Origin of the sequence: Agromyces sp. CCNWLW203 (genome assembly GCF_036576125.1) — a bacterium.
In the GTDB taxonomy this organism is placed as follows: domain Bacteria; phylum Actinomycetota; class Actinomycetes; order Actinomycetales; family Microbacteriaceae; genus Agromyces.
Genome location: NZ_JAZHYX010000009.1, coordinates 144,007 through 169,492 on the forward strand (window position 1 = coordinate 144,007; position 25,486 = coordinate 169,492).

The following is a 25,486-nucleotide window of genomic DNA, read 5'->3' on the forward strand; positions in this document are numbered from 1 at the left end:
CGAAGGCGCCGAGCCAAGGGGTCAGTCGGTGGAGTCGAACTGCAGGCGGCGGGCGAACTCGGGGGCCAGGAAGGGGGCGATTCCTCGGGAACCGCCGCACTCGCATGGGGCGCGGTGACGAGCAGGTCGGCACGGGCGACGGCCTCGTCTCGGCCCGTTTCTTCCTGGTCGGCGTAATGCGTTTGCCCTCCGAAGCGAACACGGTGCCGGCGGGAATCAGCAGCGGCGATGCGGCTTCCATGACTCCGACGAGAGCCCGACGGCAGGCGCCGAATTCGAGTGAAGTTCGCGTATGGGAGGTCGTCGCTTACACTGAACCAAATCCTTCCCCATCTGGGGAACCCGAACTGAGGATTCGACGAGGCCCCCACTCGTCGGCTTGGAGTGTCCGTGGGACGTCACAGTGAAGCGGCAACGGCGAAGCAGCCGGGCCGCAAACTCATCCTGTCCATCATCGGTGCGGTCGTCGTCGTCGGACTCGTGTCATCCGGTGTCTTCCTCTGGGTCGGCGGCTACCTGAACCCCCTCTTCGCGTCGGCCGACGCCGGCTGCGCGGAGACCGAGCAGCTCGCGATCGTCGCCGACACGTCGATCGCGCCCGCGCTGACCGAGATCGCCGCGAAGTTCGACGCGGATCCCGACCGCTGCGTGTCGACGGAGATCACCGCGCAGGACTCGGCCGACACCGCCGCCGTCGTCGCCTCCGGCGGCGAGGAGGCCGACGCCTGGATCCCCGAGTCGAGCGTGTGGCTCGACCGCATGAACGCGACGGCCTCGTCACTCGGCCAGTCGCCGCCCGAGATCGAAGTGCGCGAGTCCATCGCATCATCGCCGGTCGTCTTCGCCGGCGCCGCGACGAAGGCCACCGACCTCGCGGCCGAGCCCGTGAGCTGGTCGCGAGTGCTCGGCGGCACGCTGCCGACGATCCTGCCCGACCCCGAGGCATCCGCTGCGAGCCTCGCCGGGCTGCTCGCCCTGCGCGGCCACTCCTCGCCCGACGACCCGCGACAGTTCGCCGGCGCCATGATCGCGCTGAGCAAGTCCATCCCCGCCTCGACGGGCGCCGCCTTCGGCACCGTCAGTGCGGCCCAGGAGCCCGCCGTCGTCGTCACGAGCGAGGCGCAGGTCGCCGCCTACAACCTCGACGAACCCGCAGAAGCCCTCGTCGCCGCGTATCCCGTCGACGGCACCGTGTCGCTCGACTACCCGTTCGTGCGCATGTCGACGCCGGACGACGCCTCCGCCGATGCCGAGGCTGACGCCGCTTCTGAGGAGACGCCGATCGCGACGCGCGGCGAACTGCTCGATGCCTTCGAGGCCGCCATCCACAAGAGCACGAAGACGCTGGCGGCCGCGGGCTTCCGAGCGCCCGACGGCACGGGTGAGCTCGACATCGTCGGCCTCGGTGCAGAGGCCCCCTCGGCGACTGCGGCGCTCGACGGTGCGGCGCAGCTCGAGATCCTCCGCGCCTGGTCGGTGCTGACGCTGCGCTCGCGCATGCTCGCCGTGATCGACGTGTCGGGCTCGATGGAGGAGCCGGCCGAGAACGGCCTCCGCCGCATCGACATCTTCCAGCAGGCCGCCGTCGGCGCGATGCAGAAGTTCTCGGGCGAGGTCGAACTCGGCGTCTGGGTGTTCTCCACCGCCCGCAACGGCGACCTCGACTACGAAGACCTCTCGCCGATCGCACCCCTCGGCGATGCCGCGCACTCGCAGGAGATCGCCGGCATCATCCAGTCGCTGCCGGCAAGGCTCGGCGGCGCGACCGGGCTCTACGACACGACGCTCGCCGCGGTGCAACGGGTGCGCGAGACCTACGACCCCGAGAAGGTCAACTCGGTGCTGCTCTTCACCGACGGCAAGAACGAAGACGAGAACGGCATCGACCTCGAGACGCTGCTCGCCGAGCTCGCGAAGATCGACGACCCGACGAAGCCCGTGCCCGTCATCATGATCGGCTTCGGGCCCGACACCGACCTCGCCGCGATGCAGCGCATCGCGCAGGCGACGAAGGGTGCCGCGTACTCGGCCTCGAAGCCTGAAGACCTCGGCATCGTGTTGGTCGACGCGCTCTCGCAGCGAAGCTGCCGCCCGAACTGCGGCTGATCCTGTCAGGCTGATGGGCTGAGCGGCTGGCAGCGCGGCTACCACCTCGCACGGACGACGAAGGGGACCCGGCGCAAGCCGGGCCCCCTTCGTCGTCTGCGATCGCGACGCCGAAGCGTCAGTGCGCCATGGGCGCGCCCTCCATCATGTCGGCGGGCTTGCGCACGAAGAACGCGCCGACGATCGCGAGGAGCGACAGGATCGCGCCGACCATGAACGCCGAACGGATGCCCGAGGCGGCTGCCGCCTCGGCCGATGCGCCCGCCGTGGTCGCGGTCAGCGTCTGCGTGGCCATGATCGTCACGAAGAGCGCGGTTCCGGCCGCGCCGGCCACCTGCTGCACCGTGCCGACGATCGCCGATCCGTGCGAGTAGAACTTCGGCTCGACCGAGCCGAGCGCCGAGGTGAACAGCGGGGTGAACATGAACGCGAGACCCGCCGAGAGCACGACGTGGGCGAGGAGCAGCAGCCACGGCGAGGTCGTGTCGGTCACGAGGGTGAGCGACCACAGCACGCCGCTGACGACGATCGCGCCCGGCACGAGCAGCGGCGTCGGGCCGAGGCGGTCGAAGAGACGGCCGACGGTCGGACCGAGCAGACCCATCGTGAGGCCGCCTGGCAGCAGCAGCAGGCCGGTCATGATCGGCTCGAGGTGCAGCACGTTCTGCAGGTAGATCGGCAACAGGATGATGGTGCCGAACAGCGCCGCCATCATGATCGTCATGAGGCCGATCGAGATCGAGAAGTTGCCCGACCGGAAGGTGCGCAGGTCGAGCAGCGCCCGGTCGTGCCGCTGCAGCAGCAGTTGCCGCCAGATGAACGCCCCGATCGCGACGGCGCCGACCCCGAAGGCGATCCACATGGGTGCAGCGCCGAGGCTGCTGCCGCCGGTCTCACTGCCGATCTGGCTCAGCCCGTAGACGAGCCCGCCGAAGCCGAAGGCCGACAGCACCACCGAGAACATATCGATCGGGATCTTGCGGGGCTCGCTGACGTTCTCGACCCGGCGGATGCCGATGACGAGCATCGCGAGCGCGATGGGCAGCACGAGCCAGAACATGAACCGCCACGAGAGCGAGTTCAGGATGAGACCCGAGATGGTCGGGCCGATCGCGGGGGCCACCGACATCACGATCGCGACGCGGCCCATGAGTCGACCGCGGTCGCTCGGGGCGACGAGGGTCATGAGCGTCGTCATGAGCAGCGGCATCATGATCGCCGTGCCGCTGGCCTGCACGACCCGGCCGACGAGGAGGACCTCGAAGCCCGGGGCCATGGCGGCGATGAGCGTGCCGGTCGAGAAGAGGCTCATCGCGGCGATGAAGATCGGGCGGGTCGCGAAGCGCTGCAGCAGGTAGCCGGTGATCGGGATCACGACGGCCATCGTCAGCATGAACGCGGTGGTCAGCCATTGCGCCTCGGAGATGGAGATGCCGAGGTCGACGACGAGGTGCGGGATCGCCACGCCCATGATCGTCTCGTTGAGGATGACGACGAAGGAGGCGGCGAGGAGGAGCCAGATCACCCGATTGTTGCGGGCGCCGTGCAGCGCCTCGACATCGGAGTGCTCGTGCATGGTGGTGTCGCCGATGACGGCGACATCGGGGTCACGGAGTTCGGGAACGGCGCGTTCGGTCAAGGAATACAGGTCCAATCGATGACGGCGCAGAGCTGCGCCGGAGAATTGCGTCGAATACGTTGGTCAACCCGCGTCGGGTGACTCGCTATTCCCCGTTCGCGATATCGATCGGAACGCATGGAACCGAGCGCACCGGAAGTGCGTCGGTCAGCTGGGAAACTCGGTCGCGCGGGGCGGCTTACGGAGCCGGGGCCGGGCCGTCGGTGGGGGTCGGCCGGGGGAGCCAGCCCTCGAGGAGCTGCTCTTCGGGAGCGAGCTCGTTCTCGATGCGGCGCTCGTTCGCCTTGTCGGCTGCAGTTGATTCGCTCATGTCGCCACGATACCGCGCACCGCCGACACTGCACGAGTGACGGATGCCGCGGCATCCGCCAGCTCATCGGCCGTGGTCTCGGTGCCGAGGGTGAACCGCACGGCGGTCTGCGCCAGTTCGGCGGGAAGGCCGATGGCCGTGAGCACGTGCGACGGCTCGTCGCTGCCGGCTGCGCAGGCCGAGCCGCTCGAGCAGACGACCCCGTCGCGCTCGAGCTCGAGCAGCACGGCCTCGCCACTCGTGCCCGGGAAGACGAAGGAGACCGTGCCCGGCAGGCGGTGCTCGGGGTCGCCCGTCGGCTGCGCGCCGGGAACCGTCGCCGTGATCGTCGCCGTGAACGAGCCGCCGAGCGCGCCGACGCGCGCCGCGGCATCCGCTCGCTCGGCCTCGGCCAGTCGCAACGCGGTGGCGAAGGCGACCGCGCCCGCGACGTTCTCGGTGCCCGAGCGGCGGCCGCGCTCCTGCCCGCCGCCGTGCAGCACCGGCTCGAGCTGGAGCCGGCCGCGCACGACGAGGGCGCCCGTGCCCTTCGGTGCCCCGACCTTGTGGCCGGCGAGCGAGAGGGCGTCGACGCCGAGTGCGTCGAGCGAGAGCGGGAGCCAGCCGGCCGCCTGCACGGCGTCGGTGTGCATGAGCGCTCCGGCGGCATGCGCGACCGCGGCGAGCTCGGCGATCGGCTGCACCGTGCCGATCTCGTTGTTCGCCAGCTGCACCGACACGAGTGCGGTGTCGGGCCGGATGACGCGGGCGAGCGCCTCGGGCGTGACGCGACCGCCGCCGTCGACCGCGACCTCTGAGATCTCGAAGCCGTGCACTCGCGCCAGGTACGCCGCGGACTCCAATACCGCCTCGTGCTCGATCGGCGAGACCACGAGGTGACGGCCGCGCGGGTTCGCGAGGGCGAGGCCCTTCACCGCGAGGTTGTCGGCCTCGGTGCCCCCGCTCGTGAAGACGACGTCGCCCGGGCGGCATCCGATGACCGCGGCGACCGTCGCGCGCGCGGCGGCGAGTGCGCGGGACGCCTCCTCGCCGAGCCCGTGGTGACTCGACGGGTTGCCGAAGGAGCCCGAGAGGAATGGCCACATCGCCTCGAGCGCCTCCCGGCGCACGGGGGTCGTCGCCGCGTGGTCGAGGAAGATCACGTCGCCACCGTCACGTCGAGTCCGAGGTCGAGCGCGCGCACCGAGTGCGTGAGCGCCCCGACCGAGATGACGTCGACGCCCGTCGCCGCGATCTCGCGCACCGTCTCGAGCGAGACGCCGCCGGATGCCTCGACGATCGCCCGGCCCCCGATGAGTGCGACGCCGGCACGCAGGCCGTCGGGCGTGAAGTTGTCGAGCATGACGGTGTCGGCGCCGCCCGCGAGCACGGCCTCGACCTGGTCGAGGCGGTCGACCTCGACCTCGAGGTGGGCCGTGTGCGGCATCCGCTCGCGTGCCGCCCTGAGCGCGGTCGCGAGGTCGTGGCCGCCCGCCGTGAGCACGGCGAGGTGGTTGTCCTTCGCCATCACCGCGTCGGAGAGGGAACGGCGGTGATTGCGGCCGCCGCCGTCGCGCACCGCCTGACGCTCGAGGCTGCGGAGGCCCGGGGTGGTCTTCCGCGTATCGACGATACGCGCACGAGTTCCCGCTGTCTCGGCGACGTAGCGCGCCGTGAGCGTCGCGATGCCCGACATGCGTTGTACGAGATTCAGGCCGACGCGCTCGGCGCGGAGGATCCCGCGCGCCGGGCCGCTCACGCGGGCGAGTACCGCACCGGCCTCGAACGGCTCGCCGTCAGCTGCGAGCGGCTCGACGACGACGGCCGGGTCGACGAGTCGGAACGCCGCGGCGAACACCCCGATGCCGCTCAGCACCCCCGGCTCGCGTGCCTGGAGCACGGCCGTCGCGGTCGCGGCGATGGGGATCAGCACCTCGGAGGTCAGGTCGCCCCACGGGGCGTCCTCGTCGAGGGCGGCCCCCACGATGCGGTCGATCTCGCGTGCGTCGGTCATCAGGCGGCCTCTCGGTGGTGTGCGTCTCGGTGGGGTGCGTCGATGCAGCGCACGATGAGGGTGTCGGTCATCAGGCGGCCTCTCGGTCGAGTGCAGTGGGGAGCTGGGAGACCGCGATGCTCGGGTCGTCGGTGCGGAAGTGCGCGCCGCAACTCGTCTGTCGCGCCCGAGCGGCGGCGACGGTCAGGCGAGCGAGGTCGAGCAGGTTGCGATCCTCGGCGCTGCGGCGATCGTGCGGTTCGGGTGGGGTCCAGGCATCGAGTCGAGCGGATGCCGCGGCGAGCCCTTCCTCGTCGCGCTCGAGCCCGACGTGCCTCCACATCAGCTGCTGCAGCTCGCCGCGATCGACGGGTGTCGCGTGCACAACTCCGGACGCTTCGCCCGACATGCCGTGCGCGGACGCATCCCGCACGGCGCGCCGGCTCTCAGATCCGGAGTTGTGCGCAGCCGACGCCGTGATCGCCCGCACCGCGCGGTCGGCGAACACGGCCGCCTCGAGCAGCGAGTTCGACGCGAGCCGGTTCGCCCCGTGCACGCCCGTGCGGGCGACCTCGCCGACGGCGAAGAGACCCGGCAGACTCGCACGGCCGTCGAGATCCGTCGCGACGCCGCCCATGGCGTAGTGCGCGGCGGGGGTCACGGGGACCGGCTCGCGGGCCCAGTCGAACCCCGCCGCGCGCACGACGGCGTCGAGGCCGGGGAAGCGTCGGGCGAGCTCCGCCCCGCCGAGCGAGGTCGCGTCGAGCAGCACGGGTGCGCCGCCCTGCTCGAGCGATCGCCGCCAGACCCCGCGGGCCACGACGTCGCGAGGCGCGAGTTCGCCGCGGTGGTCGACATCGAGCATGAAGCGGCGTCCGCCCGCGTCGCGCAGCACAGCACCCTCGCCGCGCACGGCCTCGGAGATGAGGGGGGTGCCGGGTGCTGCGAGCGCGGTCGGATGGAACTGGGTGAACTCGAGGTCGGCGACCCGCGCCCCGGCCCGCCATGCGGCCGCCACGCCGTCGCCGGTCGCGACCGCCGGGTTGGTCGTATGCCTGAAGAGGCATCCGCTGCCGCCGGTGGCCAGCACGACCGCGTCGGCGCGGCGTTCGACGACGGCTCCGGATGCCGCGAGCACGAGCGCCCCGACCACTCGCCCGGCTTCGACGAGGAGGTCGACGAGCATCGCCTGCTCGTCGATCGCGACGGCCCGACGGCGCACCGTGGCGACGAGGGCGTGCTCGATCGCCGCGCCCGTGGCGTCGCCGCCGGCGTGCAGGATGCGTGCCCGCGAATGCGCGGCCTCGAGTCCGCGCTCGAGCCCCGACTCGCCGCGGTCGAAGGCGACGCCGAAGCGGATCAGGTCGCGCACCCGATCGGGGCCCTCGTCGACGAGCACGCGCACGGCCGCCGGATCGGCGAGTCCCGCGCCCGCCTCGATCGTGTCGGCGAAATGGCGCTCCGCGGAGTCGTCGGGGAAGAGCGCCGCGGCGATGCCGCCCTGCGCGTAGCGCGTGTTGCCCTCGGCGAGTTCGGCCTTCGTGACGAGCTCGACGCTGTGCCCGGCATCAGTGGCCTTCACGGCGGCCCAGAGGCCGGCGATGCCGCCGCCGATCACGAGCACGCGCGCCACGTCAGGCTCCTGCGACGGGCTGGGGTGCAGCCGGCGCTGCGACCGGCGGCTTGGCCGCGAGCATCCGCTCGAGGGCCACGCGTGCGGGCTCCGCGACCTCGCCGGCCACCGTGATGCGGTTGACGACGCGGCCCGCGACGAGCTCCTCGAGCACCCACGCGAGGTAGCCGGGGTGGATGCGGTACATCGTCGAGCACGGGCAGACCACGGGGTCGAGGCAGAAGATCGTGTGCTGCGGGTACTCCGCCGCGAGGCGCTGCACGAGGTTGATCTCGGTGCCGATCGCGAAGGTGGAGCCGGCCGGCGCCGCCTGGATCGCCTTCACGATGAAGTCGGTCGAGCCCGCGGCATCCGCTGCGTCGACGACGGGCATCGGGCACTCGGGGTGCACGATGACCTGCACGCCGGGGTGGTCGATGCGGGCCTGCGCGATCTGGTCGACCGTGAAGCGGCGGTGCACCGAGCAGAAGCCATGCCACAGGATGACCTTGGCTTCGCCCAGTTCATCGGCCGTGCTGCCGCCGAGCGCCTTGCGCGGGTTCCACATCGGCATCTGCGAGGCGGGCACGCCCATGGCCTTCGCGGTGTTTCGGCCGAGGTGCTGGTCGGGGAAAAAGAGCACCCGCTGCCCGCGCTCGAACGCCCACTCGAGCACCGTCTTCGCGTTCGAGGAGGTGCAGACGATGCCGCCGTGGCGCCCGACGAAGCCCTTGAGGGCCGCCGACGAGTTCATGTACGTCACCGGGATGACGGGCACGCGCCCCGAGGCATCCGTCGCCGTCAGGTCGCCGTAGACCTCTTCGAGCTGCTCCCAGCACTCCTCGACCGAGCTCTCGTCGGCCATGTCGGCCATCGAGCAGCCGGCCGCGAGGTTCGGCAGGATCACGGCCTGCTCTGGCGTGGAGAGCAGGTCGGCGGTCTCGGCCATGAAGTGCACGCCGCAGAAGACGATCGCCTCGGCGTCGGGCCGGGTGAGCGCGGCGTTCGCGAGCTGGAACGAGTCGCCCACGAAGTCGGCGTGCTCGATGACCTCGTCGCGCTGGTAGAAGTGGCCGAGCACCACGACGCGCTCGCCGAGGGTCGCCTTCGCGGCACGGATGCGCGCGTGCAGTTCGTCGGCTGCGGCCGTGCGGTACGACTCGGGCAGCGCGCCCTGCCGGGGCGAGCCCGTGGGGATGACGTCGCCCATCGACGAACCCGGTCCGTAGGCCACGGGGCCGGCGTCGAACTCCCACGGTCCCTTCGCGAGTTCGGGCGAGCACGCCTCGCCGGAGGCGGCGCCCGTCGTGATGAGCCGAATGGTGCGATCGACGGATGCCGCAGCGCGGGTGTCGTCGATCCGCGGGTCGTCGATGGAGATGGTCATGATGCGGGTCGCTCCCTCGTGAGTGATGCACTGGGCTCCGCCGTGAGGTCGGAGGTGTCGTAGCGGTAGAGCTTCGGGGGCCGGTGCCGGGCGCCGGCGAGCCGCTCGCCGGTCTCGATCAGGCGGCCGGACGCGAGCATCGCGCGCCGGAAGTTCGCCGGGTCGATCGGGCGTTGCAGCACCGCCTCGACGACCTCTCGGAGCTCGGCGAGCGTGAACGTCTCGCCGAGGAAGGCGTGGGCGATCTGGGCGTACTCGAGCTTCGTGCGCAGGCGCCAGAGTGCGTACTCGACGATGCGGTTGTGATCGAAGGCGAGACCGGGCAGCGTGTCGGCGGGCACCCAGCGCACGTTCGGACCGGCCGTCGTGCGGGCCGCCTCGTCACTCTGCACGAGGGCCCAGTAGACGACCGAGACGACGCGGGCGTCGGGGGAGCGGTCGACCTCGCCGAAGGTGTAGAGCTGCTCGAGGTACTTGGGAGCGAGGCCGGTCGTCAGGCGCAGGGTGCGTGCGGCTGCGGCCTCGAGTTCTTCGGCCGGGGGCAGCCAGCCGCCGGGCAGTGCCCAGAGGCCGCGCTGCGGCTCGCGGGTGCGGCGCACGAGCGGCGTCCAGAGGGCCGGGCGGCCCGTGTGGTCGGGGCGCAGCGCGAAGATCACCGTCGAGACGGCGAGACGCGTCACGGCGTCGCCCGGGGCTTCGGTCTGGTGCGGCATCCCTGCTCCCTCTTCTGGTCAGGATGACTCGAACTCGTGTCGACCACAGCTTACAGTCATGATGACCAGAACATGAACCGGGCCTCGGGTCAGGGCGCACGCTGAGGGTTCGCTTGCGGCGCCAGCGAGCTGCCCAATGGCCTACGCCGCATTCGGCCGTCGCCCCCCCAAGAAGACCGCCATCCCCAAGTCGAATGGGCAGCTCGACGCCCTTCGCGCACTCCATAGGCTGCGCGACTGCCCAGGAGATCAGCCTGCGCGCCAGCCTCGAGATTCGAGACGGGCGGCGATCCTGGTCGTCAGTGCGACCGGCGCGACATTTCCTCGCTCCGGCAGGTCGGCTGCAGTGACCCGCACGAAGGACCATCCGACATCCTGCAGCCGTTCGTATCGGCCGATGTCGGCTCGGAACTGGCGCGGATCGCGGTGATGATCGCCCTCGTACTCGATGCCGACCCGATATCGCGGGTACGCAAGATCGATCATCGGCTCCCAACCACCCAAGCGCGGGTCTCGCACGACATGGTTGATCTGCGGCTCGGGCAGCCCGGCCCGCACGATGACCAGACGCAGGCGCGTTTCCCGACGGGAGAGCGGGCCGTAGCGGATCAGCGGCAGCGCGATGCGCAGGAGCGCGACGCCGGAGCTGCCGCGATGCCGATCGACCGCCGACTCGAGATCGGCCACCCGCACCATGGGTGGGCGGCCGCCGACGGGATCTCGGCCGGTGACCATGAAGTCGCCGGCCGCCACGAGGTCGTCCACGCCGAGGCGGGTTCCGAGTTGGCACCACGTGGTCGCAGCATCCGTCATTCTCAGGGGACCTGCATCGAGCACGGTCGTGCGCGTCGCTTCGAGCACGTGACCGACGACACCGCGGACGCGAGGTCGCGGCCCGCCATCGAGCACCGAGACGTCGAGTCGTGAGTCGCGCTCGATGGCTGCCGGGAGCGGCACGCCGTTGAGCAGGGCGGCAGTGGCGTGGCTGAAGAACTGGCGCTCGGGCATGCGGGCGGCGTAGGCCAGAGCGAGATGCCGGATCGACCGGTCGGTGCCGACCACCATCCGGCTGCCGCGGAACGGCGTGGACAGGTCGCCGGCGGCGAGCCTGCCGCGGGTGAGCCCGAGGCGACGGGCGTCGTCGAGGCCGAACACACCGCCGTCGGCGAGTTCCGGCGGGAGTTGGGCTGGTCGACGCATGGTGCAAGCCTGCAGGCGGCGGGCCGTGCATGGTCGGATCCATCCACCGGCGCCGGAGCGGGGAAGTGCTGGTCAGACCAGCGCCGAATGAGTCGGCCTTGCGGTGCAGAACTGACCACCTGTTCGCACGCGCCGGCTCGAACGAACCCACGCGGCATTGGGCGGCCCCGCTGCTAGGATCGGACCACAACCTCATACCGGGCCATCGACGCGTCGCGGGAGAGCCGGTCAGCACCAACGAACAGCGCCTGGGCCGGCACCGAAGGAGCAAGCCTCCCCGCCAATCTCTCAGGTCACTACACCGCGATGACGAGGCCGCTCTGAAAAGTGGATTCCGCGACGGCTCGCGGCCTCCCGCCCACGGTGAAAGCGCACCCGCGTGAAACTCTCAGGCTCATGACAGAGGGGGAGTTCCCACACGGCACGCTTCAGCGACCGTGACAACGCCGGCGAACGCCGGCACGTCTGGAGAACTCTCGTGACCAACGAACCCGGTACCACCAGCCCCGAGTCGCCGAGCGCCGCGGCATCCGCCGACGTCGCCGAGCGCCGCAGCCCGCTCGATGCCGTGCACCGCGCCGCGGGAGCGAGCTTCACCGACTTCGCCGGCTGGCAGATGCCCGTGCGCTACTCGAGCGACCTCGCCGAGCACCACGCGGTGCGAAACTCGGCCGGGCTCTTCGACCTCTCGCACATGGGCGAGATCGTGCTGATCGGCCCGCAGTCCGCCGCCGCGCTCGACCACGCGCTCGCCGGAAAGCTCTCGGCGATCGAGATCGGGCAGGCCAAGTACTCGCTCCTGCTCGCCGACGACGGCGGCATCATCGACGACCTCGTCGTCTACCGCACGGGCGACGACCGCTACATGGTCGTCGCGAACGCCTCGAACGCGGCCGTCGTCGCCGACGAGCTGCGCACCCGCGCGGCGGGCTTCGACACGATCGTGCAGGACGAGAGCGACGACATCGCGCTCATCGCGCTGCAGGGCCCCGACGCGCGGGCGGTGCTGCTCGAGACGCCGGGCTTCGGCGTCGACGGGCCGGGCAACGACGAAGAGGACTTCGACGCGAAGCTCGAGGCCCTCAAGTACTACCGCGCCTTCCCGGCGACGTTCGAGGGTGAGCCCGTGCTCGTCGCGCGCACGGGCTACACGGGCGAAGACGGCTTCGAGCTCTACCTCGCGCCCGAACGCGCGACCCGACTGTGGGAGGCGCTCTCCGAGACCGGCGGCCCCCGGGTCACGCCGTGCGGTCTCGCGAGCCGCGACACGCTGCGCCTCGAAGCGGGCATGCCGCTCTACGGCCACGAGCTCTCCCGCGACATCCTGCCCGTGCAAGCGGGTCTCGGCCGCGTGGTCGCGCTCGCCAAGCCCGACGACTTCGTCGGTCGTACCGCCGTCGAGCAGGGCCCCGCAGCGGATGCCCCGGTGCTCGTCGGCCTCGCCGCCGAGGGGCGCCGTGCGGCTCGCGCCGACTACGAGGTCTTCGACGGCGCCGACGCCGATGCGACGCGTGTCGGCGTCATCACGAGCGGGGCGCTCTCGCCGACGCTCGGCCACCCGATCGCGATGGCCCTCGTGGCACCGGGCCTCGCCGAGCCCGGCCGCGAACTCTTCGTCGACGTGCGGGGCACGCGCATCGCGGCATCGGTCGTCCCCCTCCCCTTCTACAAGCGCACCGCCTGACCCGGCGCGCAGACCGGCTCGACCGGCGCCACGCACACCGCACCCACGTACGACTCACAAGGAGCACGCCATGACCGACCAGACCGCACTGCACTACACCGAAGAACACGAGTGGATCGCCCTCGACGGCGACGTCGCCACGATCGGCATCACCGACTACGCCGCCGAGAAGCTCGGCGATGTCGTCTTCGTCGAGCTGCCCGGGGCGGGCACGACCGTGACCGAGGGCACCGTCGTCGGCGAGATCGAGTCGACGAAGTCGGTCGGCGAGCTCTTCGCCCCCGTCAGCGGCGAGGTCGTGGAGGCGAACCAGGCCGTCGTCGACTCGCCCGAGCTCGTCAACAGCGACCCGTTCGGCGAGGGCTGGCTCATCAAGGTCAACGCCTCGAGCCTGCCGAAGTTCCTCACGCACGACGAGTACCGCGCACTGGTCGGAGAGTAAGCACCGAATGAGCACCCCCATCTCCTCCGCATTCGACCTCGACGCCTTCGGGCGCCGCCACATCGGCACCAGCCCGAGCGACCACGGGCTCATGCTCGCCGAACTCGGCTACGACTCCCTCGACGCCCTCATGGGTGCCGCGGTGCCCACGTCGATCCGCATGGGGGAGGTGCTGAACTCGGCGATCCCCGCCGCGGCCACCGAGCGCGAGGCGCTCGCCGAACTTGCGGCCCTCGCCGAGCAGAACACCGTTCGGACCTCGATGATCGGGCTCGGCTACTACGGCACCGTCACGCCCTCGGTCATCCAGCGCAACGTGCTCGAGAACCCGAGCTGGTACACGGCCTACACGCCCTACCAGCCCGAGATCTCGCAGGGCCGCCTCGAGGCGCTCATCAACTTCCAGACGATGGTCACCGACCTCACGGGCCTCGACACCGCGAACGCGTCGATGCTCGACGAGGGCACGGCGGTCGTCGAGGGCATGCTGCTCGCCCGCCGCGCCTCGAAGTCGACCTCGAACCGCTTCATCGTCGACGCCGACGCCCTGCCGCAGACCCTCGCGCTGCTCCAGTCGCGCTCCGAGGCGGTCGGCATCGAGCTGGTCGTCGTCCCTCTCGATGAGGGCACGGATGTCGCCGCCGCAGGCGACCACTTCGGCCTCTTCGTGCAGTACCCGGGCGCATCGGGCCGGGTGTGGAACCCGGCATCCGTCATCGCGGCCTCGAAGGCGCAGGGCGCCCTCGTCGTCGCCGCAGCAGACCTGCTCGCCCTCGCACTCATCACGAGCCCGGGCGAGCTCGGCGCCGACGTCGCCGTCGGCACCTCACAGCGCTTCGGCGTGCCCATGGGCTTCGGCGGACCGCACGCGGGCTACATGGCCGTGCGCAAGGGCCTCGAGCGGCAGCTGCCCGGGCGCCTCGTGGGCGTCTCGAAAGACGCGGTCGGCGCGCCCGCGTACCGTCTCACCCTGCAGGTGCGCGAGCAGCACATCCGCCGCGAGAAGGCGACGTCGAACATCTGCACCGCGCAGGTGCTGCTCGCCGTCATGGCGTCGATGTACGCGGTGTACCACGGGCCCCGGGGCATCCGTCACATCGCGGTCTCGACCGCCGCGAAGGCGACCGCGCTCGCCGAGGTGCTCACGGGCTACGGCCTGACTCTCGCGCACGACGACTACTTCGACACCATCCGGGTGCACGTGCCCGGTCTCGCCGGCAACATCGTCGAGCGCGCCCGCGCCCTCGGAGTCAACGTGTGGGAGGCCGATGAGGCCACCGTGCACGTCGCCGTCGACGAGACCACGACCGAGGCCGAGCTCTCGCTCGTCGCGCAGGCGTTCGGGCTGCCCGAGCGCACCGAGGTCGCGATCGACACCTCGAACCTGCCGGCCGTCGCGAGCGGCGAACTGCGTCGCACGAGCGGCTACCTCGAGCACCCCGTCTTCAACACGCACCACTCCGAGACGCAGATGATGCGGTACCTGAAGACCCTCGCCGACCGCGACTACGCGCTCGACCGCGGCATGATCCCGCTCGGCTCGTGCACGATGAAGCTCAACGCCGCCACCGAGATGCAGTCGGTCACGTGGCCCGAGTTCGCGAACCTGCACCCGTTCGCCCCCGAGGCCGACGTCGTCGGCACGCTCGGCCTCATCGAGCAGCTCGAGACCTGGCTCGCCGAGGTCACCGGGTACGACACGGTGTCCCTGCAGCCGAACGCGGGCAGCCAGGGCGAGCTCGCCGGACTCCTCGCGATCCGCGGCTACCACCACGCCAACGGCGAGGCGGAGCGCACCGTGTGCCTCATCCCGTCGAGCGCACACGGCACCAACGCGGCATCCGCCGTGCTCGCCGGAATGCGCGTCGTCGTCGTCGCCACCGACGAGCTCGGCAACGTCGACCTCGACGACCTGCGCGCGAAGATCGACGAGCACTCGGCGAACCTGGCCGCGCTCATGATTACCTACCCGTCGACGCACGGCGTCTACGAGCACGAGGTGAAGACGATCACGCAGGCCGTGCACGACGCCGGCGGACAGGTCTACGTCGACGGCGCGAACCTCAACGCCCTGCTCGGCTTCGCCCGCTTCGGCGACTTCGGCGGCGACGTCTCGCACCTGAACCTGCACAAGACGTTCTGCATCCCGCACGGCGGCGGTGGCCCCGGCGTCGGCCCGGTCGCGGCGAAGGCGCACCTCGCGCCCTACCTGCCCGGTCACCCGATGGCGCAGCGCGCCGACCACTCGGGCGGCGTCACGCACGACGGCGGGCCCGTGTCGGCCGCGCCGTACGGCAGCCCGTCGATCCTGCCGATCTCGTGGGCGTACGTGCGCATGATGGGCTCCGAGGGGCTCAAGCAGGCGACCGCGTCGGCGGTGCTCGCGGCGAACTTCGTGGCCTCGCGCCTGCGTGAGCACTACCCGGTGCTCTACACGGGCGACAACGGCCTCGTCGCGCACGAGTGCATCCTCGACCTGCGACCGCTCACGGCGGCCACGGGCGTGACCGTCGACGACGTGGCGAAGCGACTCGTCGACTACGGCTTCCACGCGCCGACGATGTCGTTCCCCGTCGCGGGCACGCTCATGATCGAGCCGACCGAGTCGGAAGACCTCGCCGAGCTCGAGCGATTCGTCGAGGCGATGGTCGCGATCAAGGCCGAGGCCGACGCCGTCGCGGCGGGCGAGTGGCCCGCCGACGACAACCCACTCGTGAACGCGCCGCACACCGCGGAGTCGGTCATCGCGGGGGAGTGGACCCACCCGTACACCCGCGAGCAGGCCGTGTACCCGGTGCACTCGCTCGTGCGCGGCAAGTACTGGGTGCCCGTGCGGCGCATCGACCAGGCATTCGGCGACCGCAACCTCGTGTGCGCCTGCCCGCCGGTCGAGGCGTTCGCCTGATCCTTCGTAGCAGCGGATGCCGCGGCTCGCGCTCAGGCGCGGACGGGTCGCGGCGCCGCGTGGCGACCGCGCTCGGTGTAGACGCGACGCGTCGGGGTCGGCGTCGGCGTCGGCGCGAGCGTCGGCGCGAGCAGGGGAGCGGCTGCCGTGCGCCGGGCGACGACGCGCTCGTGGGCCGCGGCGATCTCGACCTCGGTCGAGCGGAAGCGTCGTTCGGTGGCGCGGGCGGCGAGGTGACCGGCGGTGAAGGCTGCGGCGAGTGACATGATTCCGTCCCTGAGTTGGGGGATCCGGCGGTTCCCGGCCGGGGCCCTCCGATGAGGGCTGCTCCATCGTCGCGAAGGCCTCGCATCGAGGGATCAGGGCCACCCCGCCGAGCACCCCCGGGAGTACACTGAGGTTCTCTCGAGTATCCCGCGGGTGCTTCCGCAGGGCCGCGGGTTCTCTCGATGCGGAGGGGGCATCATGTCCGTCGATCTCATCACGCTGCTCACGACCGTCGGGTTCGTTGGGTTGCTCGTCGGCACCTCAGTGCTCTCGGGCCGCGGCCTCGGGCTCGAGAAGAGAGCTGGACTCCTCGAACGACGAGACCCGGCCACGGCAGAGGCCCTGCGCCGGGCGCAGTCGATCACCGACTTCGCGAGCGGCAGCGTCTTCGGCGACGAGGGCTTCTATTCGCCGGTCTGCACGCCGTCGCGGCGGAGCGGCCTCGACCTGGCGCGCGTGCGCGGCACCGACTCCGACCTGCGCGTGGAGGCCGCCGAGGAGGCGCTGCCGCCGATGCCCACGACGGTCGTGGCGCTCGGGCGCAGCGAGCACGTGCCGAGAACGGTGCGCACGCGGCATCCGATTCGCACCGGCGGGCCGGCGCGCACGGAGGAGCCCGCCCGAACCGCCCAGCCCGCCCGAACCGCTCAGCCGGCGGAGACGGCGAAGAACTCCGGCCACCAGCCGACCGCGAGCGGGTAGCCGACGAACGAGGCGATGTCGATGATCCAGTGCGCGATGACGAGCGGCATCGTGCGGCCCCAGCGCTGGTAGCACCAGCCGAAGACGATGCCCATCGCGACGTTGCCGATGAACGGCCCATAGCCCTGGTAGAGGTGGTACGTGCCGCGCAGCACGGCACTCGAGAGGATCGTCGCCCACGGGCCGACGCCGAGCTCCCTGAACCGTGTGAAGAGGTAGCCCACGACGATGACCTCTTCGGTCAGGGCGGCCTCGAGCGCCCGGAACACGAGCACCGGCACCGTCCACCACAGCCAGTCGGCCGGTGACGCCTCGACTGCGACCGTGATGCCCCCTGCGCGGCCGAGTGCGTAGAGCGCGAGCCCCGGCACGCCGATCACCAGTACCAGCAGCACACCGGATGCCGCGTCGCGCCCGGGTCTCGTCAGGTCGAGGCCGATGCGGCGGAACGGGTTCGTGCCGGGCGACCAGAGCAGGTAGAGCACGAGCGCGACGGCGAAGAGCCCGAAGAAGACGTCGAGGAATTGGTATGTGAAATCGAGCCATTCGCGGGGCGCGCGCGAGGGGTTCAGAGCGACCGACTGTTCGCCGAGCGGCGTCTCCGCAGTGGCCTTCGCGATGATCGAGACGATCGAGTAGACGGCGGATACCCCGAGTGAGAGCCCCAGCACGATGACGACCTCGAGCCGCAGCCGCCGTGCAGAAGACATGCGGCAATCATCGCATGAGCGCCTCAGACGCAACATTCGTGCGGATTCGCGACGGAATCCGCCGAGGTCCGTGTCGCTAGGTTGCGCGTCGGTAACGGTTTGCCCTTCTGGTTTGCTTACCGGGGGTCCGGTTCATAGTCTCGATCTACCAGCGCTCCAGTGCGGCCACGAGCCGTGCTGTCGTCGCACATCTCATCAGGAGGAACATTGAAGATCAAGAGAATCGGCGTTGCAGCCATTGCTCTTGCTGCCGCCGGCGCATTGACGCTGTCGGGCTGCACGAGCGGCGGCGCTGACCCGTCGGCCCCCGCTGGGGACTCCACCGCGGTCATCACCACCAACGGCTCCGAGCCGCAGAACCCGCTGATCCCGACCAACACCAACGAGGTCGGTGGCGGCAAGATCCTCGACGCGATGTTCGCGGGCCTCGTCTACTACGACGCCAAGGGCGCGGCGCACAACGATGTCGCCGAAGACATCTCGTCCGACGACGCGCAGAACTACACGATCAAGCTCAAGGCCGACCAGAAGTTCACCAACGGTGAGCCCGTCACGGCCGCTTCGTTCGTCGACGCGTGGAACTACGGCGCCGACACCGCCAACGAGCAGCTCTCGCAGTACTTCTTCGAGTCCATCAAGGGCTTCAGCTACGACGAGTCGGTTCCCGAGCTCCCGGGCCTCGTGGTCGTCGACGACACCACGTTCACCGTCGAGCTGAACCAGCCCGAGTCGGACTTCCCGCTGCGTCTCGGCTACTCGGCGTTCTACCCGCTGCCCGAGTCGGCATTCGAAGACCTCGAGGCCTTCGGTGAGAGCCCCGTCGGCAACGGCCCGTACATGCTCGACGGCGAAGACGCCTGGAAGCACAACGAGAAGATCGACCTCGTCGTGAACCCCGACTACGACGGCCCCCGCAAGGCGGTCAACGGTGGACTCGACATCATCTTCTACGCCTCGCAGGACGCCGCGTACGCCGACCTCCAGGGCGGCAACCTCGACGTGCTCGACGCGATCCCCGACTCGGCCCTCGCCACCTTCGAGGACGAGTTCGGCGACCGTGCGATCACGCAGGCCGCAGCGATCTTCCAGTCGTTCACGATCCCCGCGCGTCTGCCGCACTTCTCGGGCGAAGAGGGCAACCTCCGTCGCCAGGCGATCTCGCTCGCGATCAACCGCGAAGAGATCACCGACGTGATCTTCTCGGGTACCCGTACCCCGGCGCACGACTTCACGTCGCCCGTCATCGACGGCTACTCGGAGGACATCCCCGGCTCCGAGGTGCTCGAGTACAACCCCGAAGAGGCGAAGAAGCTGTGGGCCGAGGCCGACGCCATCGCTCCTTGGGACGGCACCTTCAAGATCGCCTACAACGCCGACGGAGGCCACCAGGCCTGGGTCGACGCTGTGGCGAACGGCCTGAAGAACGACCTGGGCATCGACGCCGCCGGCGACCCGTACCCGACGTTCGCTGAGGCGCGCACCAAGATCACCGACCGCACCATCCAGACGGCCTTCCGTTCGGGCTGGCAGGCGGACTACCCGGCGCTCTTCAACTTCCTCGGCCCGCTCTACGGAACCGGTGCCGGCTCGAACGATGGCGACTACTCGAACCCCGAGGTCGACACGCTCCTCAAGGAAGGCCTCGCCGAGACCGACATCGCTGCCGCGAACGAGAAGTTCCAGGCCGCGCAGGAGATCCTGTTCCAGGACCTTCCCGCCATTCCGCTGTGGTACTCCACGGTCAACGGCGCTTGGAGCGAGTCTGTCAACGACGTCGAGTTCGGCTGGAACTCGGTGCCGCTGTACAACCAGATCACCAAGAGCGAGTAATTCTCGATCAAGGACGGCTCGGGGTTAGACTCTGAGGCGCCCGTGGGGCGGCAGCCGAGCAGGCTGCCGCCCCACTCCCACGTATCCACGGTGTTCACCTGATCGGCGTAGCATCGTGGAGTCGAACTCGCACAACGGTGAGGTTTCTTTCAACATGTCCACATTCGCAGAACGCAGGGCCTGATCCATGGCCGGCTATATCCTGCGCCGACTGCTGCAGGCGATCCCTGTCCTGCTCGGCACCACGTTCCTGATCTACTTCATGGTCTTCGCCATGCCCGGCGACCCGATCGTCGCGCTGTTCGGCGACAAGACCCCGCCCCCGCAGGTCATCGAAGCCCTCCGCGAGCGGTATCACCTGGACCAGCCGTTCATCGTCCAGTACTTCATCTTCCTCGGCAACATCTTCAAGGGAGACCTCGGCGTCTCGTTCTCGGGCGAACCCGTCTCCGAGATCCTGATGCGGACCTTCCCGGTGACGCTTCGCCTCGCCGCGATGGCCGTCTTCTTCGAGATGGTCGCCGGTATCACGATCGGCCTCATCTCGGGCCTTCGCAAGGGCGGCATCTTCGACGCGAGCGCACTCGTCGTGAGCCTCATCCTCATCTCGCTGCCGATCTTCGTGCTGGCGTTCGTGATGCAGTGGTTCTTCGGCATCTACCTCGGGTGGTTCAGAACCACGGTGGGTCCAGGCGCTCCGACCGAAGACCTCATATTGCCGGCCATCGTGCTGGCCACCATCAGTTTCGCCCAGATCGTCCGACTGACACGGGCGTCGGTCATCGACACCGACGGGCAGGACTTCGTACGCACCGCCGCGAGCAAGGGCCTGTCACGTGGGCGAATCGTCCCCGTGCACATCCTGCGCAACTCGCTCATCCCCGTCGTCACCTACCTCGCCGTCGACTTCGGCACGCTGATGGTCGGCGCGACGGTGACCGAGGGCATCTTCAACGTGCCGGGTGTCGGCCGCACGCTCTACCAGGCGATCATCCGAGGTGAGGGACCGACCGTCGTCTCCTTCGTGACGATCATGGTGCTGATCTACCTCGTGGTGAACCTGCTGGTGGATCTCCTGTACGCCGTTCTCGACCCGAGGATCCGTTATGCCAAGTAGCAACACCAGACCAGACCAGCAGCACTACGTCGCTCCGCTCGAAGAGACGCCGCTCGTCGCCATCGACTCCGTCAAGGCCGAGGGCAAGCCCTCGAACCTGTGGACCGACGCATGGAACGACGTGCGCAAGCGCCCGATGTTCTGGATCTCCTCAGCGCTGATCCTCCTCGTCGTGGTCGTGGCCCTGTTCCCGGGCTTGTTCACGCAGACCCCGCCGAACAACGGCTGCCTCCTCGCGAACAGCAACGGCGGCCCGACCGACGGCCACCCGCTCGGCTTCACCAAGCAGGGCTGCGACATCTACTCGCGCATCATCCACGGCACGTCGACCTCGCTGGCCGTCGGTCTCATCGTCACGTCGCTCGTGGCGATCCTCGGCATCGTCTTCGGCGCGTTCGCGGGCTTCTACGGCGGATGGCTCGACTCGGTGCTCTCGCGCCTGGGCGACATCTTCTTCTCGATCCCCTACATCCTCGCCGCCGTCGTCATCATGTCGGTGCTCTCGGCCTACCGGAACGTGTGGGTGATCTCGCTCGCGATCGGATTGTTCGCGTGGCCCGCGACAGCGCGTGTGCTGCGAGCCGAGATCCTGCGGGTGAAGAACGCCGACTTCGTCATGGCCTCCACGGCACTCGGCGTCTCGCGCTTCCGCATCCTGCTGCGTCACGTGCTGCCGAACTCGATCGCACCGGTCATCGTCATCACGACCATCTCGCTCGCCTCGGCGATCGTCGCGGAGGCGACCCTGTCGTTCCTCGGCGTCGGCCTGCCGACCGACATCATGTCGTGGGGCAACGACATCAGCCAGGCCCAGACCTCGCTGCGCACCGCGCCCCAGACGCTGATCCTGCCCTCGATCGCACTGTCGGTCACCGTGCTGAGCTTCATCATGCTCGGCGAGGTCGTGCGCGACGCGCTCGACCCGAAGGCGAGGGCGCAGCGATGAGCCAGTCCTCGAACGCGACGAACCAGGCTTCGAACGGATCGAACGTGCAGACAGAACGCGCCGACGGCGCCGAGCGGCCGCTCCTCGAGATCAAGGATCTCCAGGTCGGCTTCAACACCCAGGACGGCCTGGTCAAGGCCGTCGACGGCGTCAACATCACCCTCTACCGCGGGCAGAGCCTCGCGATCGTGGGGGAGTCGGGCTCCGGCAAGTCGACGACCGCGCACGCGATCATCAACCTGCTCCCGGGCACCGGTCACATCTCGGGCGGTCAGATCCTGCTCGACGGCCAAGACCTCACCAAGGCCTCGGCCAAGGAGATGCAGACCGTCCGCGGCCGCAAGATCGGCTTCGTGCCCCAAGACCCGATGTCGAACCTCAACCCGGTGTGGTCGATCGGCTTCCAGGTCGAGGAGGCCATCAAGGCCAACGGCATCGCCACGGGCCGTAAAGAGGTCAAGAAGCGCGCCATCGAGGTGCTGAAGCAGGCGGGACTCGGCGATGCCGACCGTCGCATGCGTCAGTTCCCGCACCAGTTCTCGGGCGGCATGCGCCAGCGCGTGCTGATCGGCATGGGACTCGCGGCCAACCCGCAGCTGCTCATCGCCGACGAGCCGACCTCGGCGCTCGACGTCACGGTGCAGCGGGTCATCCTCGATCACCTCGAGTCGCTCACTCGCGAACTCGGCACGACCCTGCTGTTCATCACGCACGACCTCGGCCTCGCCGCCGAGCGTGCCGAGCAGCTCGTGGTCATGTACAAGGGCCGCGTCGTGGAGTCGGGCCCGTCGGTCGATATCCTGCAGAACCCGCAGCACCCGTACACGCAGCGGCTCGTCGCCGCGGCGCCGAGCCTCGCCTCGCGCCGCATCCAGGCGACGGGGTCGATCTCGGCAGCCGAGTCGTCGATGACCGAGGGCGCTGCGGCGGTCGCGGGCGACTCGATCGACCTGATCGCGACGGCAGAGGCGCGTGCCGAGGCACTCGCCGCCGCCCCCGAGGCCGCACCGGCGATCGTCGTCGAAGACCTCACCAAGGTCTTCAAGATCCGTGGCTCGGGCGACTTCACCGCGGTCGACAAGGTCTCGTTCCAGATCCCCAAGGGCACCACCATGGCGCTCGTGGGCGAGTCGGGCTCGGGCAAGTCGACCGTCGCGAAGATGCTGCTGAAGCTCGAAGACGCGACGAGCGGCAAGATCGTGGTCGGTGGCAAAGACCTCGCGAGCGTGACCGGCAAGGAGCTCTTCAACCTCCGCAGCCGCATGCAGCCGGTCTTCCAGGACCCGTACGGTTCGCTGAACCCGCTGCGCAACATCGGCAACACGATCGCGGAGCCGTTGTTCACGCACAAGGTCGGCACCAACGCGTCGCGCCGCGAGCGGGTCTACGAGCTGCTCGACCAGGTGTCGCTGCCGCGTACGCTCATCAGCCGCTACCCGAACGAGCTCTCCGGAGGCCAGCGCCAGCGCATCGCCATCGCGCGAGCGCTTGCGCTGAAGCCCGAGATCGTCGTGCTCGACGAGGCCGTGTCGGCGCTCGACGTGCTCGTGCAGGCCCAGATCCTGCGCCTGCTCGCCGACCTGCAAGCCGAGCTCGGGCTGACGTACCTCTTCATCACGCACGACCTCGCGGTCGTGCGCGTCATCGCCGACCACGTCTGCGTCATGCAGAAGGGGCGCATCGTCGAGGCGGCGACGACCGACGAGGTGTTCGACAACCCGCAGGAGCAGTACACGAAGGATCTCCTCGCGGCGATCCCGGGCGCGAACATCGAGCTCGGCGCCTAGGCACCGAGGGGCAGAAGCGCAACGCGAGCGCCCGGCATCCGATCACTCGGAGGCCGGGCGCTTTCGCGTTCTCAGCTTGCGGGGTTCGCGACAGGGTACGCTAGAGGGGCGCACGCCGTCATTGCGGCATCCTGCGCTCCCACAGACCTTCATCTCAGCGCTTCCACGCTGTCTCCGTGCGCTGATCTCTCGCTCGGGGGCGACGGGGGGCCGGCACCCTCGAGGACCAAACATGGCCAACGCCACCCGGAACGACCTGCGGAACGTCGCGATCGTCGCTCACGTCGACCACGGCAAGACCACGCTCGTCGACGCGATGCTCAACCAGACGCACTCCTTCGACGCGCACGCGCACGTCGAAGAGCGCGCCATGGACTCGAACGAGCTCGAGCGCGAGAAGGGCATCACGATCCTCGCCAAGAACACGGCGATCACGTACCAGGGCGCGCACGCCACCGAAGGACCGATCACGATCAACGTGATCGACACCCCCGGCCACGCCGACTTCGGCGGCGAGGTCGAGCGCGGTCTCTCGATGGTCGACGGCGTCGTGCTGCTCGTCGACTCGAGCGAGGGCCCGCTGCCGCAGACCCGCTTCGTGCTCCGCAAGGCGCTCGAGGCCCGCATGCCGGTGATCCTCCTCGTCAACAAGACCGACCGTCCCGACGCGCGCATCGACGAGGTCGTCGCCGAGAGCCAGGACCTTCTGCTCGGCCTCGCCTCCGACCTCGCCGACGACGTGCCCGACCTCGACCTCGACGCGATCCTCGACGTGCCGGTCGTCTACGCCTCGGGCCGCAACGGCGCCGCGAGCCACAACAAGCCCGGCAACGGCGAGCTGCCCGACAACGACGACCTCGAGCCGCTCTTCGAGGCGATCCTGCAGCACATCCCGGCGCCCGTCTACGACGACGAGCACCCCCTGCAGGCGCACGTCACGAACCTCGACGCCTCGCCGTTCCTCGGTCGTCTCGCCCTGCTCCGCGTCTTCCACGGCACGATCAAGAAGGGCCAGACGGTCGCCTGGGTCAAGCACGACGGCTCCGTGCAGAACGTGCGCGTGACCGAGCTCTTCCTCACGAAGGCGCTCGACCGCTACCCGGCCGAGAGCGCCGGCCCCGGCGACATCGCCGTGGTCGCAGGCTTCGAAGACATCATGATCGGCGACACGCTCGCCGACCCCGAAGACGTGCGTCCGCTCCCGATCATCGCGGTCGATGAGCCCGCGATCTCGATGACGATCGGCACGAACACCTCGCCGCTCGTCGGCAAGGTCAAGGGCCACAAGCTCACCGCCCGCATGGTGAAGGACCGCCTCGACCGCGAACTCGTCGGCAACGTGTCGCTGAAGGTCGTCGACATCGGCCGCCCCGACGCGTGGGAGGTGCAGGGCCGCGGCGAGCTCGCGCTCGCGATCCTCGTCGAGCAGATGCGCCGCGAAGGCTTCGAGCTCACCGTCGGCAAGCCGCAGGTGGTCACCAAGCAGGTCGACGGCAAGGTGCACGAGCCCTACGAGCACCTGACGATCGATGCCCCCGAGGAATACCTCGGTGCGATCACGCAGCTCCTCGCGTCGCGCAAGGGCCGCATGGACAACATGTCGAACCACGGCACGGGCTGGGTGCGCATGGAGTTCATCGTGCCGAGCCGCGGGCTCATCGGCTTCCGCACCGAGTTCATGACGACCACGCGCGGCACGGGCATCGCGAACGCGATTTCGCACGGCTACGACGCGTGGGCCGGCCAGATCGTGACCCGCAACAACGGGTCGATCGTCGCCGACCGCTCTGGCGTCGTGACGCCGTTCGCGATCATCGCCCTGCAGGAGCGCATGACGTTCTTCGTGAACCCGACCGAAGAGGTCTACGAGGGCATGGTCATCGGCGAGAACTCGCGCAACGACGACATGGACGTGAACATCACGAAGGAGAAGAAGCTGACCAACATGCGTCAGTCCACCTCCGACACGTTCGAGTCGATGACGCCCTCGCGCCAGCTCTCGCTCGAGGAGTGCCTCGAGTTCGCCCGCGAAGACGAGTGCGTCGAGGTCACGCCGGCCGCCGTGCGCATCCGCAAAGTCGAGCTCGACGCGACGGCTCGTGCTCGCACGACGTCGCGCCTGAAGAAGCAGAACTAGCAGCACCACCGCAGACGAGC

At 69.7% G+C, this 25,486-nt stretch carries 20 protein-coding genes and 1 riboswitch; of the genes, 10 read left to right on the forward strand and 10 right to left on the reverse strand.

Translation table 11 applies throughout. The annotated features are described in order from the left end of the window. Nucleotides 1-390 precede the first annotated feature (390 nt). Nucleotides 391-2,106 (forward strand): substrate-binding domain-containing protein, encoded by a 1,716-nt coding sequence (locus tag VPH61_RS18480; RefSeq protein WP_332064984.1) that lies wholly within the window; start codon nt 391-393, stop codon nt 2,104-2,106. Between the two features lie 118 nt (nt 2,107-2,224). Here VPH61_RS18480 and VPH61_RS18485 read toward each other — a convergent pair whose 3' ends face one another. The 8 genes from VPH61_RS18485 to VPH61_RS18520 form a co-directional block, all read right to left on the reverse strand. Further along, nucleotides 2,225-3,682 carry a DHA2 family efflux MFS transporter permease subunit gene (locus VPH61_RS18485; protein ID WP_332065026.1) on the reverse strand — a complete coding sequence of 486 codons (1,458 nt, stop codon included), beginning with the start codon at nt 3,680-3,682 and terminating at the stop codon, nt 2,225-2,227. 241 nt (nt 3,683-3,923) lie between these two features. After that, on the reverse strand, nt 3,924-4,055 hold the full coding sequence (locus VPH61_RS18490; RefSeq protein ID WP_332064985.1) for a hypothetical protein: 132 nt from the start codon (nt 4,053-4,055) through the stop codon (nt 3,924-3,926). Further along, nucleotides 4,052-5,197, reverse strand: coding sequence for a cysteine desulfurase family protein (locus VPH61_RS18495; protein WP_332064986.1), 1,146 nt, complete (start codon nt 5,195-5,197; stop codon nt 4,052-4,054). Before VPH61_RS18495 ends, VPH61_RS18490 begins: the two co-directional genes overlap by 4 nt. Then, complete coding sequence (nadC, locus tag VPH61_RS18500) at nt 5,194-6,048, reverse strand: carboxylating nicotinate-nucleotide diphosphorylase (protein WP_332064987.1); 855 nt, start codon at nt 6,046-6,048, stop codon at nt 5,194-5,196. The genes VPH61_RS18495 and nadC overlap by 4 nt, the downstream gene beginning before the upstream one ends. 70 nt (nt 6,049-6,118) lie before the next feature. Continuing rightward, nucleotides 6,119-7,660, reverse strand: coding sequence for an L-aspartate oxidase (nadB, locus tag VPH61_RS18505; protein ID WP_332064988.1), 1,542 nt, complete (start codon nt 7,658-7,660; stop codon nt 6,119-6,121). A 1-nt stretch (nt 7,661) separates the two neighbouring features. Next, the gene (gene nadA, locus VPH61_RS18510; protein WP_332064989.1) at nt 7,662-9,026 is read right to left on the reverse strand and encodes a quinolinate synthase NadA; all 1,365 of its coding nucleotides are present in this window, start codon (nt 9,024-9,026) and stop codon (nt 7,662-7,664) included. Next, the gene (locus VPH61_RS18515) at nt 9,023-9,739 is read right to left on the reverse strand and encodes an NUDIX hydrolase (protein WP_332064990.1); all 717 of its coding nucleotides are present in this window, start codon (nt 9,737-9,739) and stop codon (nt 9,023-9,025) included. The genes nadA and VPH61_RS18515 overlap by 4 nt, the downstream gene beginning before the upstream one ends. Nucleotides 9,740-9,988: 249 nt before the next feature. Then, on the reverse strand, nt 9,989-10,939 hold the full coding sequence (locus VPH61_RS18520) for a hypothetical protein (RefSeq protein ID WP_332064991.1): 951 nt from the start codon (nt 10,937-10,939) through the stop codon (nt 9,989-9,991). Between the two features lie 206 nt (nt 10,940-11,145). Then, nucleotides 11,146-11,253, forward strand: a riboswitch (glycine riboswitch). Between the two features lie 164 nt (nt 11,254-11,417). Here VPH61_RS18520 and gcvT point away from each other — a divergent pair. From gcvT to gcvP, 3 genes are all read left to right on the forward strand, one after another. Beyond that, nucleotides 11,418-12,623, forward strand: coding sequence for a glycine cleavage system aminomethyltransferase GcvT (gcvT, locus tag VPH61_RS18525; protein ID WP_332064992.1), 1,206 nt, complete (start codon nt 11,418-11,420; stop codon nt 12,621-12,623). Nucleotides 12,624-12,693: 70 nt separating this feature from the next. Beyond that, entirely contained in the window at nt 12,694-13,065 is a 372-nt protein-coding gene (gene gcvH, locus VPH61_RS18530) for a glycine cleavage system protein GcvH (RefSeq protein WP_332064993.1), read from the forward strand. 7 nt (nt 13,066-13,072) lie between these two features. Further along, the gene (gcvP, locus tag VPH61_RS18535) at nt 13,073-15,970 is read left to right on the forward strand and encodes an aminomethyl-transferring glycine dehydrogenase (protein ID WP_332064994.1); all 2,898 of its coding nucleotides are present in this window, start codon (nt 13,073-13,075) and stop codon (nt 15,968-15,970) included. 32 nt (nt 15,971-16,002) lie between these two features. Here the strand turns inward: gcvP and VPH61_RS18540 are convergent, their stop codons facing one another. After that, the gene (locus VPH61_RS18540; protein ID WP_332064995.1) at nt 16,003-16,236 is read right to left on the reverse strand and encodes a hypothetical protein; all 234 of its coding nucleotides are present in this window, start codon (nt 16,234-16,236) and stop codon (nt 16,003-16,005) included. 199 nt (nt 16,237-16,435) lie between these two features. Between VPH61_RS18540 and VPH61_RS18545 the strand changes: the two genes are divergently transcribed. Continuing rightward, nucleotides 16,436-16,939, forward strand: coding sequence for a hypothetical protein (locus tag VPH61_RS18545; RefSeq protein WP_332064996.1), 504 nt, complete (start codon nt 16,436-16,438; stop codon nt 16,937-16,939). Here the strand turns inward: VPH61_RS18545 and VPH61_RS18550 are convergent. After that, nucleotides 16,885-17,649 (reverse strand): CPBP family intramembrane glutamic endopeptidase, encoded by a 765-nt coding sequence (locus tag VPH61_RS18550; RefSeq protein ID WP_332064997.1) that lies wholly within the window; start codon nt 17,647-17,649, stop codon nt 16,885-16,887. The genes VPH61_RS18545 and VPH61_RS18550 overlap by 55 nt on opposite strands. A 207-nt stretch (nt 17,650-17,856) precedes the next feature. Here VPH61_RS18550 and VPH61_RS18555 point away from each other — a divergent pair, with 207 nt between their 5' ends. From VPH61_RS18555 to typA, 5 genes are all read left to right on the forward strand, one after another. Next, a complete protein-coding gene (locus VPH61_RS18555; RefSeq protein ID WP_332064998.1) occupies nt 17,857-19,479 on the forward strand; it encodes a peptide ABC transporter substrate-binding protein in 1,623 nt (540 codons plus the stop codon). A gap of 187 nt (nt 19,480-19,666) precedes the next feature. Beyond that, nucleotides 19,667-20,596 (forward strand): ABC transporter permease, encoded by a 930-nt coding sequence (locus VPH61_RS18560; protein ID WP_332064999.1) that lies wholly within the window; start codon nt 19,667-19,669, stop codon nt 20,594-20,596. After that, nucleotides 20,586-21,542 (forward strand): ABC transporter permease, encoded by a 957-nt coding sequence (locus tag VPH61_RS18565; RefSeq protein WP_332065000.1) that lies wholly within the window; start codon nt 20,586-20,588, stop codon nt 21,540-21,542. The genes VPH61_RS18560 and VPH61_RS18565 overlap by 11 nt, the downstream gene beginning before the upstream one ends. Then, nucleotides 21,539-23,329: an ABC transporter ATP-binding protein gene (locus VPH61_RS18570; RefSeq protein WP_332065001.1), complete on the forward strand. Its 1,791-nt coding sequence runs from the start codon at nt 21,539-21,541 to the stop codon at nt 23,327-23,329. Before VPH61_RS18565 ends, VPH61_RS18570 begins: the two co-directional genes overlap by 4 nt. Nucleotides 23,330-23,561: 232 nt before the next feature. Beyond that, a complete protein-coding gene (typA, locus tag VPH61_RS18575; RefSeq protein WP_332065002.1) occupies nt 23,562-25,466 on the forward strand; it encodes a translational GTPase TypA in 1,905 nt (634 codons plus the stop codon). The last annotated feature ends 20 nt before the right edge of the window (nt 25,467-25,486 follow it).

What these genes read in the sequence shown, in the direction of transcription:
- VPH61_RS18520 (WP_332064991.1), bottom strand. Translation starts at nt 10,939, where the DNA reads ATGCGTCGACCAGCCCAACTCCCGCCGGAACTCGCCGACGGCGGTGTG.
- VPH61_RS18540 (WP_332064995.1), bottom strand. Translation starts at nt 16,236, where the DNA reads ATGTCACTCGCCGCAGCCTTCACCGCCGGTCACCTCGCCGCCCGCGCC.
- gcvH (WP_332064993.1), top strand. Translation starts at nt 12,694, where the DNA reads ATGACCGACCAGACCGCACTGCACTACACCGAAGAACACGAGTGGATC.
- VPH61_RS18550 (WP_332064997.1), bottom strand. Translation starts at nt 17,649, where the DNA reads ATGTCTTCTGCACGGCGGCTGCGGCTCGAGGTCGTCATCGTGCTGGGG.
- VPH61_RS18560 (WP_332064999.1), top strand. Translation starts at nt 19,667, where the DNA reads ATGGCCGGCTATATCCTGCGCCGACTGCTGCAGGCGATCCCTGTCCTG.
- VPH61_RS18565 (WP_332065000.1), top strand. Translation starts at nt 20,586, where the DNA reads ATGCCAAGTAGCAACACCAGACCAGACCAGCAGCACTACGTCGCTCCG.
- nadA (WP_332064989.1), bottom strand. Translation starts at nt 9,026, where the DNA reads ATGACCATCTCCATCGACGACCCGCGGATCGACGACACCCGCGCTGCG.
- nadC (WP_332064987.1), bottom strand. Translation starts at nt 6,048, where the DNA reads ATGACCGACGCACGCGAGATCGACCGCATCGTGGGGGCCGCCCTCGAC.
- VPH61_RS18570 (WP_332065001.1), top strand. Translation starts at nt 21,539, where the DNA reads ATGAGCCAGTCCTCGAACGCGACGAACCAGGCTTCGAACGGATCGAAC.
- VPH61_RS18515 (WP_332064990.1), bottom strand. Translation starts at nt 9,739, where the DNA reads ATGCCGCACCAGACCGAAGCCCCGGGCGACGCCGTGACGCGTCTCGCC.
- VPH61_RS18545 (WP_332064996.1), top strand. Translation starts at nt 16,436, where the DNA reads ATGTCCGTCGATCTCATCACGCTGCTCACGACCGTCGGGTTCGTTGGG.
- VPH61_RS18485 (WP_332065026.1), bottom strand. Translation starts at nt 3,682, where the DNA reads ATGCACGAGCACTCCGATGTCGAGGCGCTGCACGGCGCCCGCAACAAT.
- gcvP (WP_332064994.1), top strand. Translation starts at nt 13,073, where the DNA reads ATGAGCACCCCCATCTCCTCCGCATTCGACCTCGACGCCTTCGGGCGC.
- VPH61_RS18490 (WP_332064985.1), bottom strand. Translation starts at nt 4,055, where the DNA reads ATGAGCGAATCAACTGCAGCCGACAAGGCGAACGAGCGCCGCATCGAG.
- typA (WP_332065002.1), top strand. Translation starts at nt 23,562, where the DNA reads ATGGCCAACGCCACCCGGAACGACCTGCGGAACGTCGCGATCGTCGCT.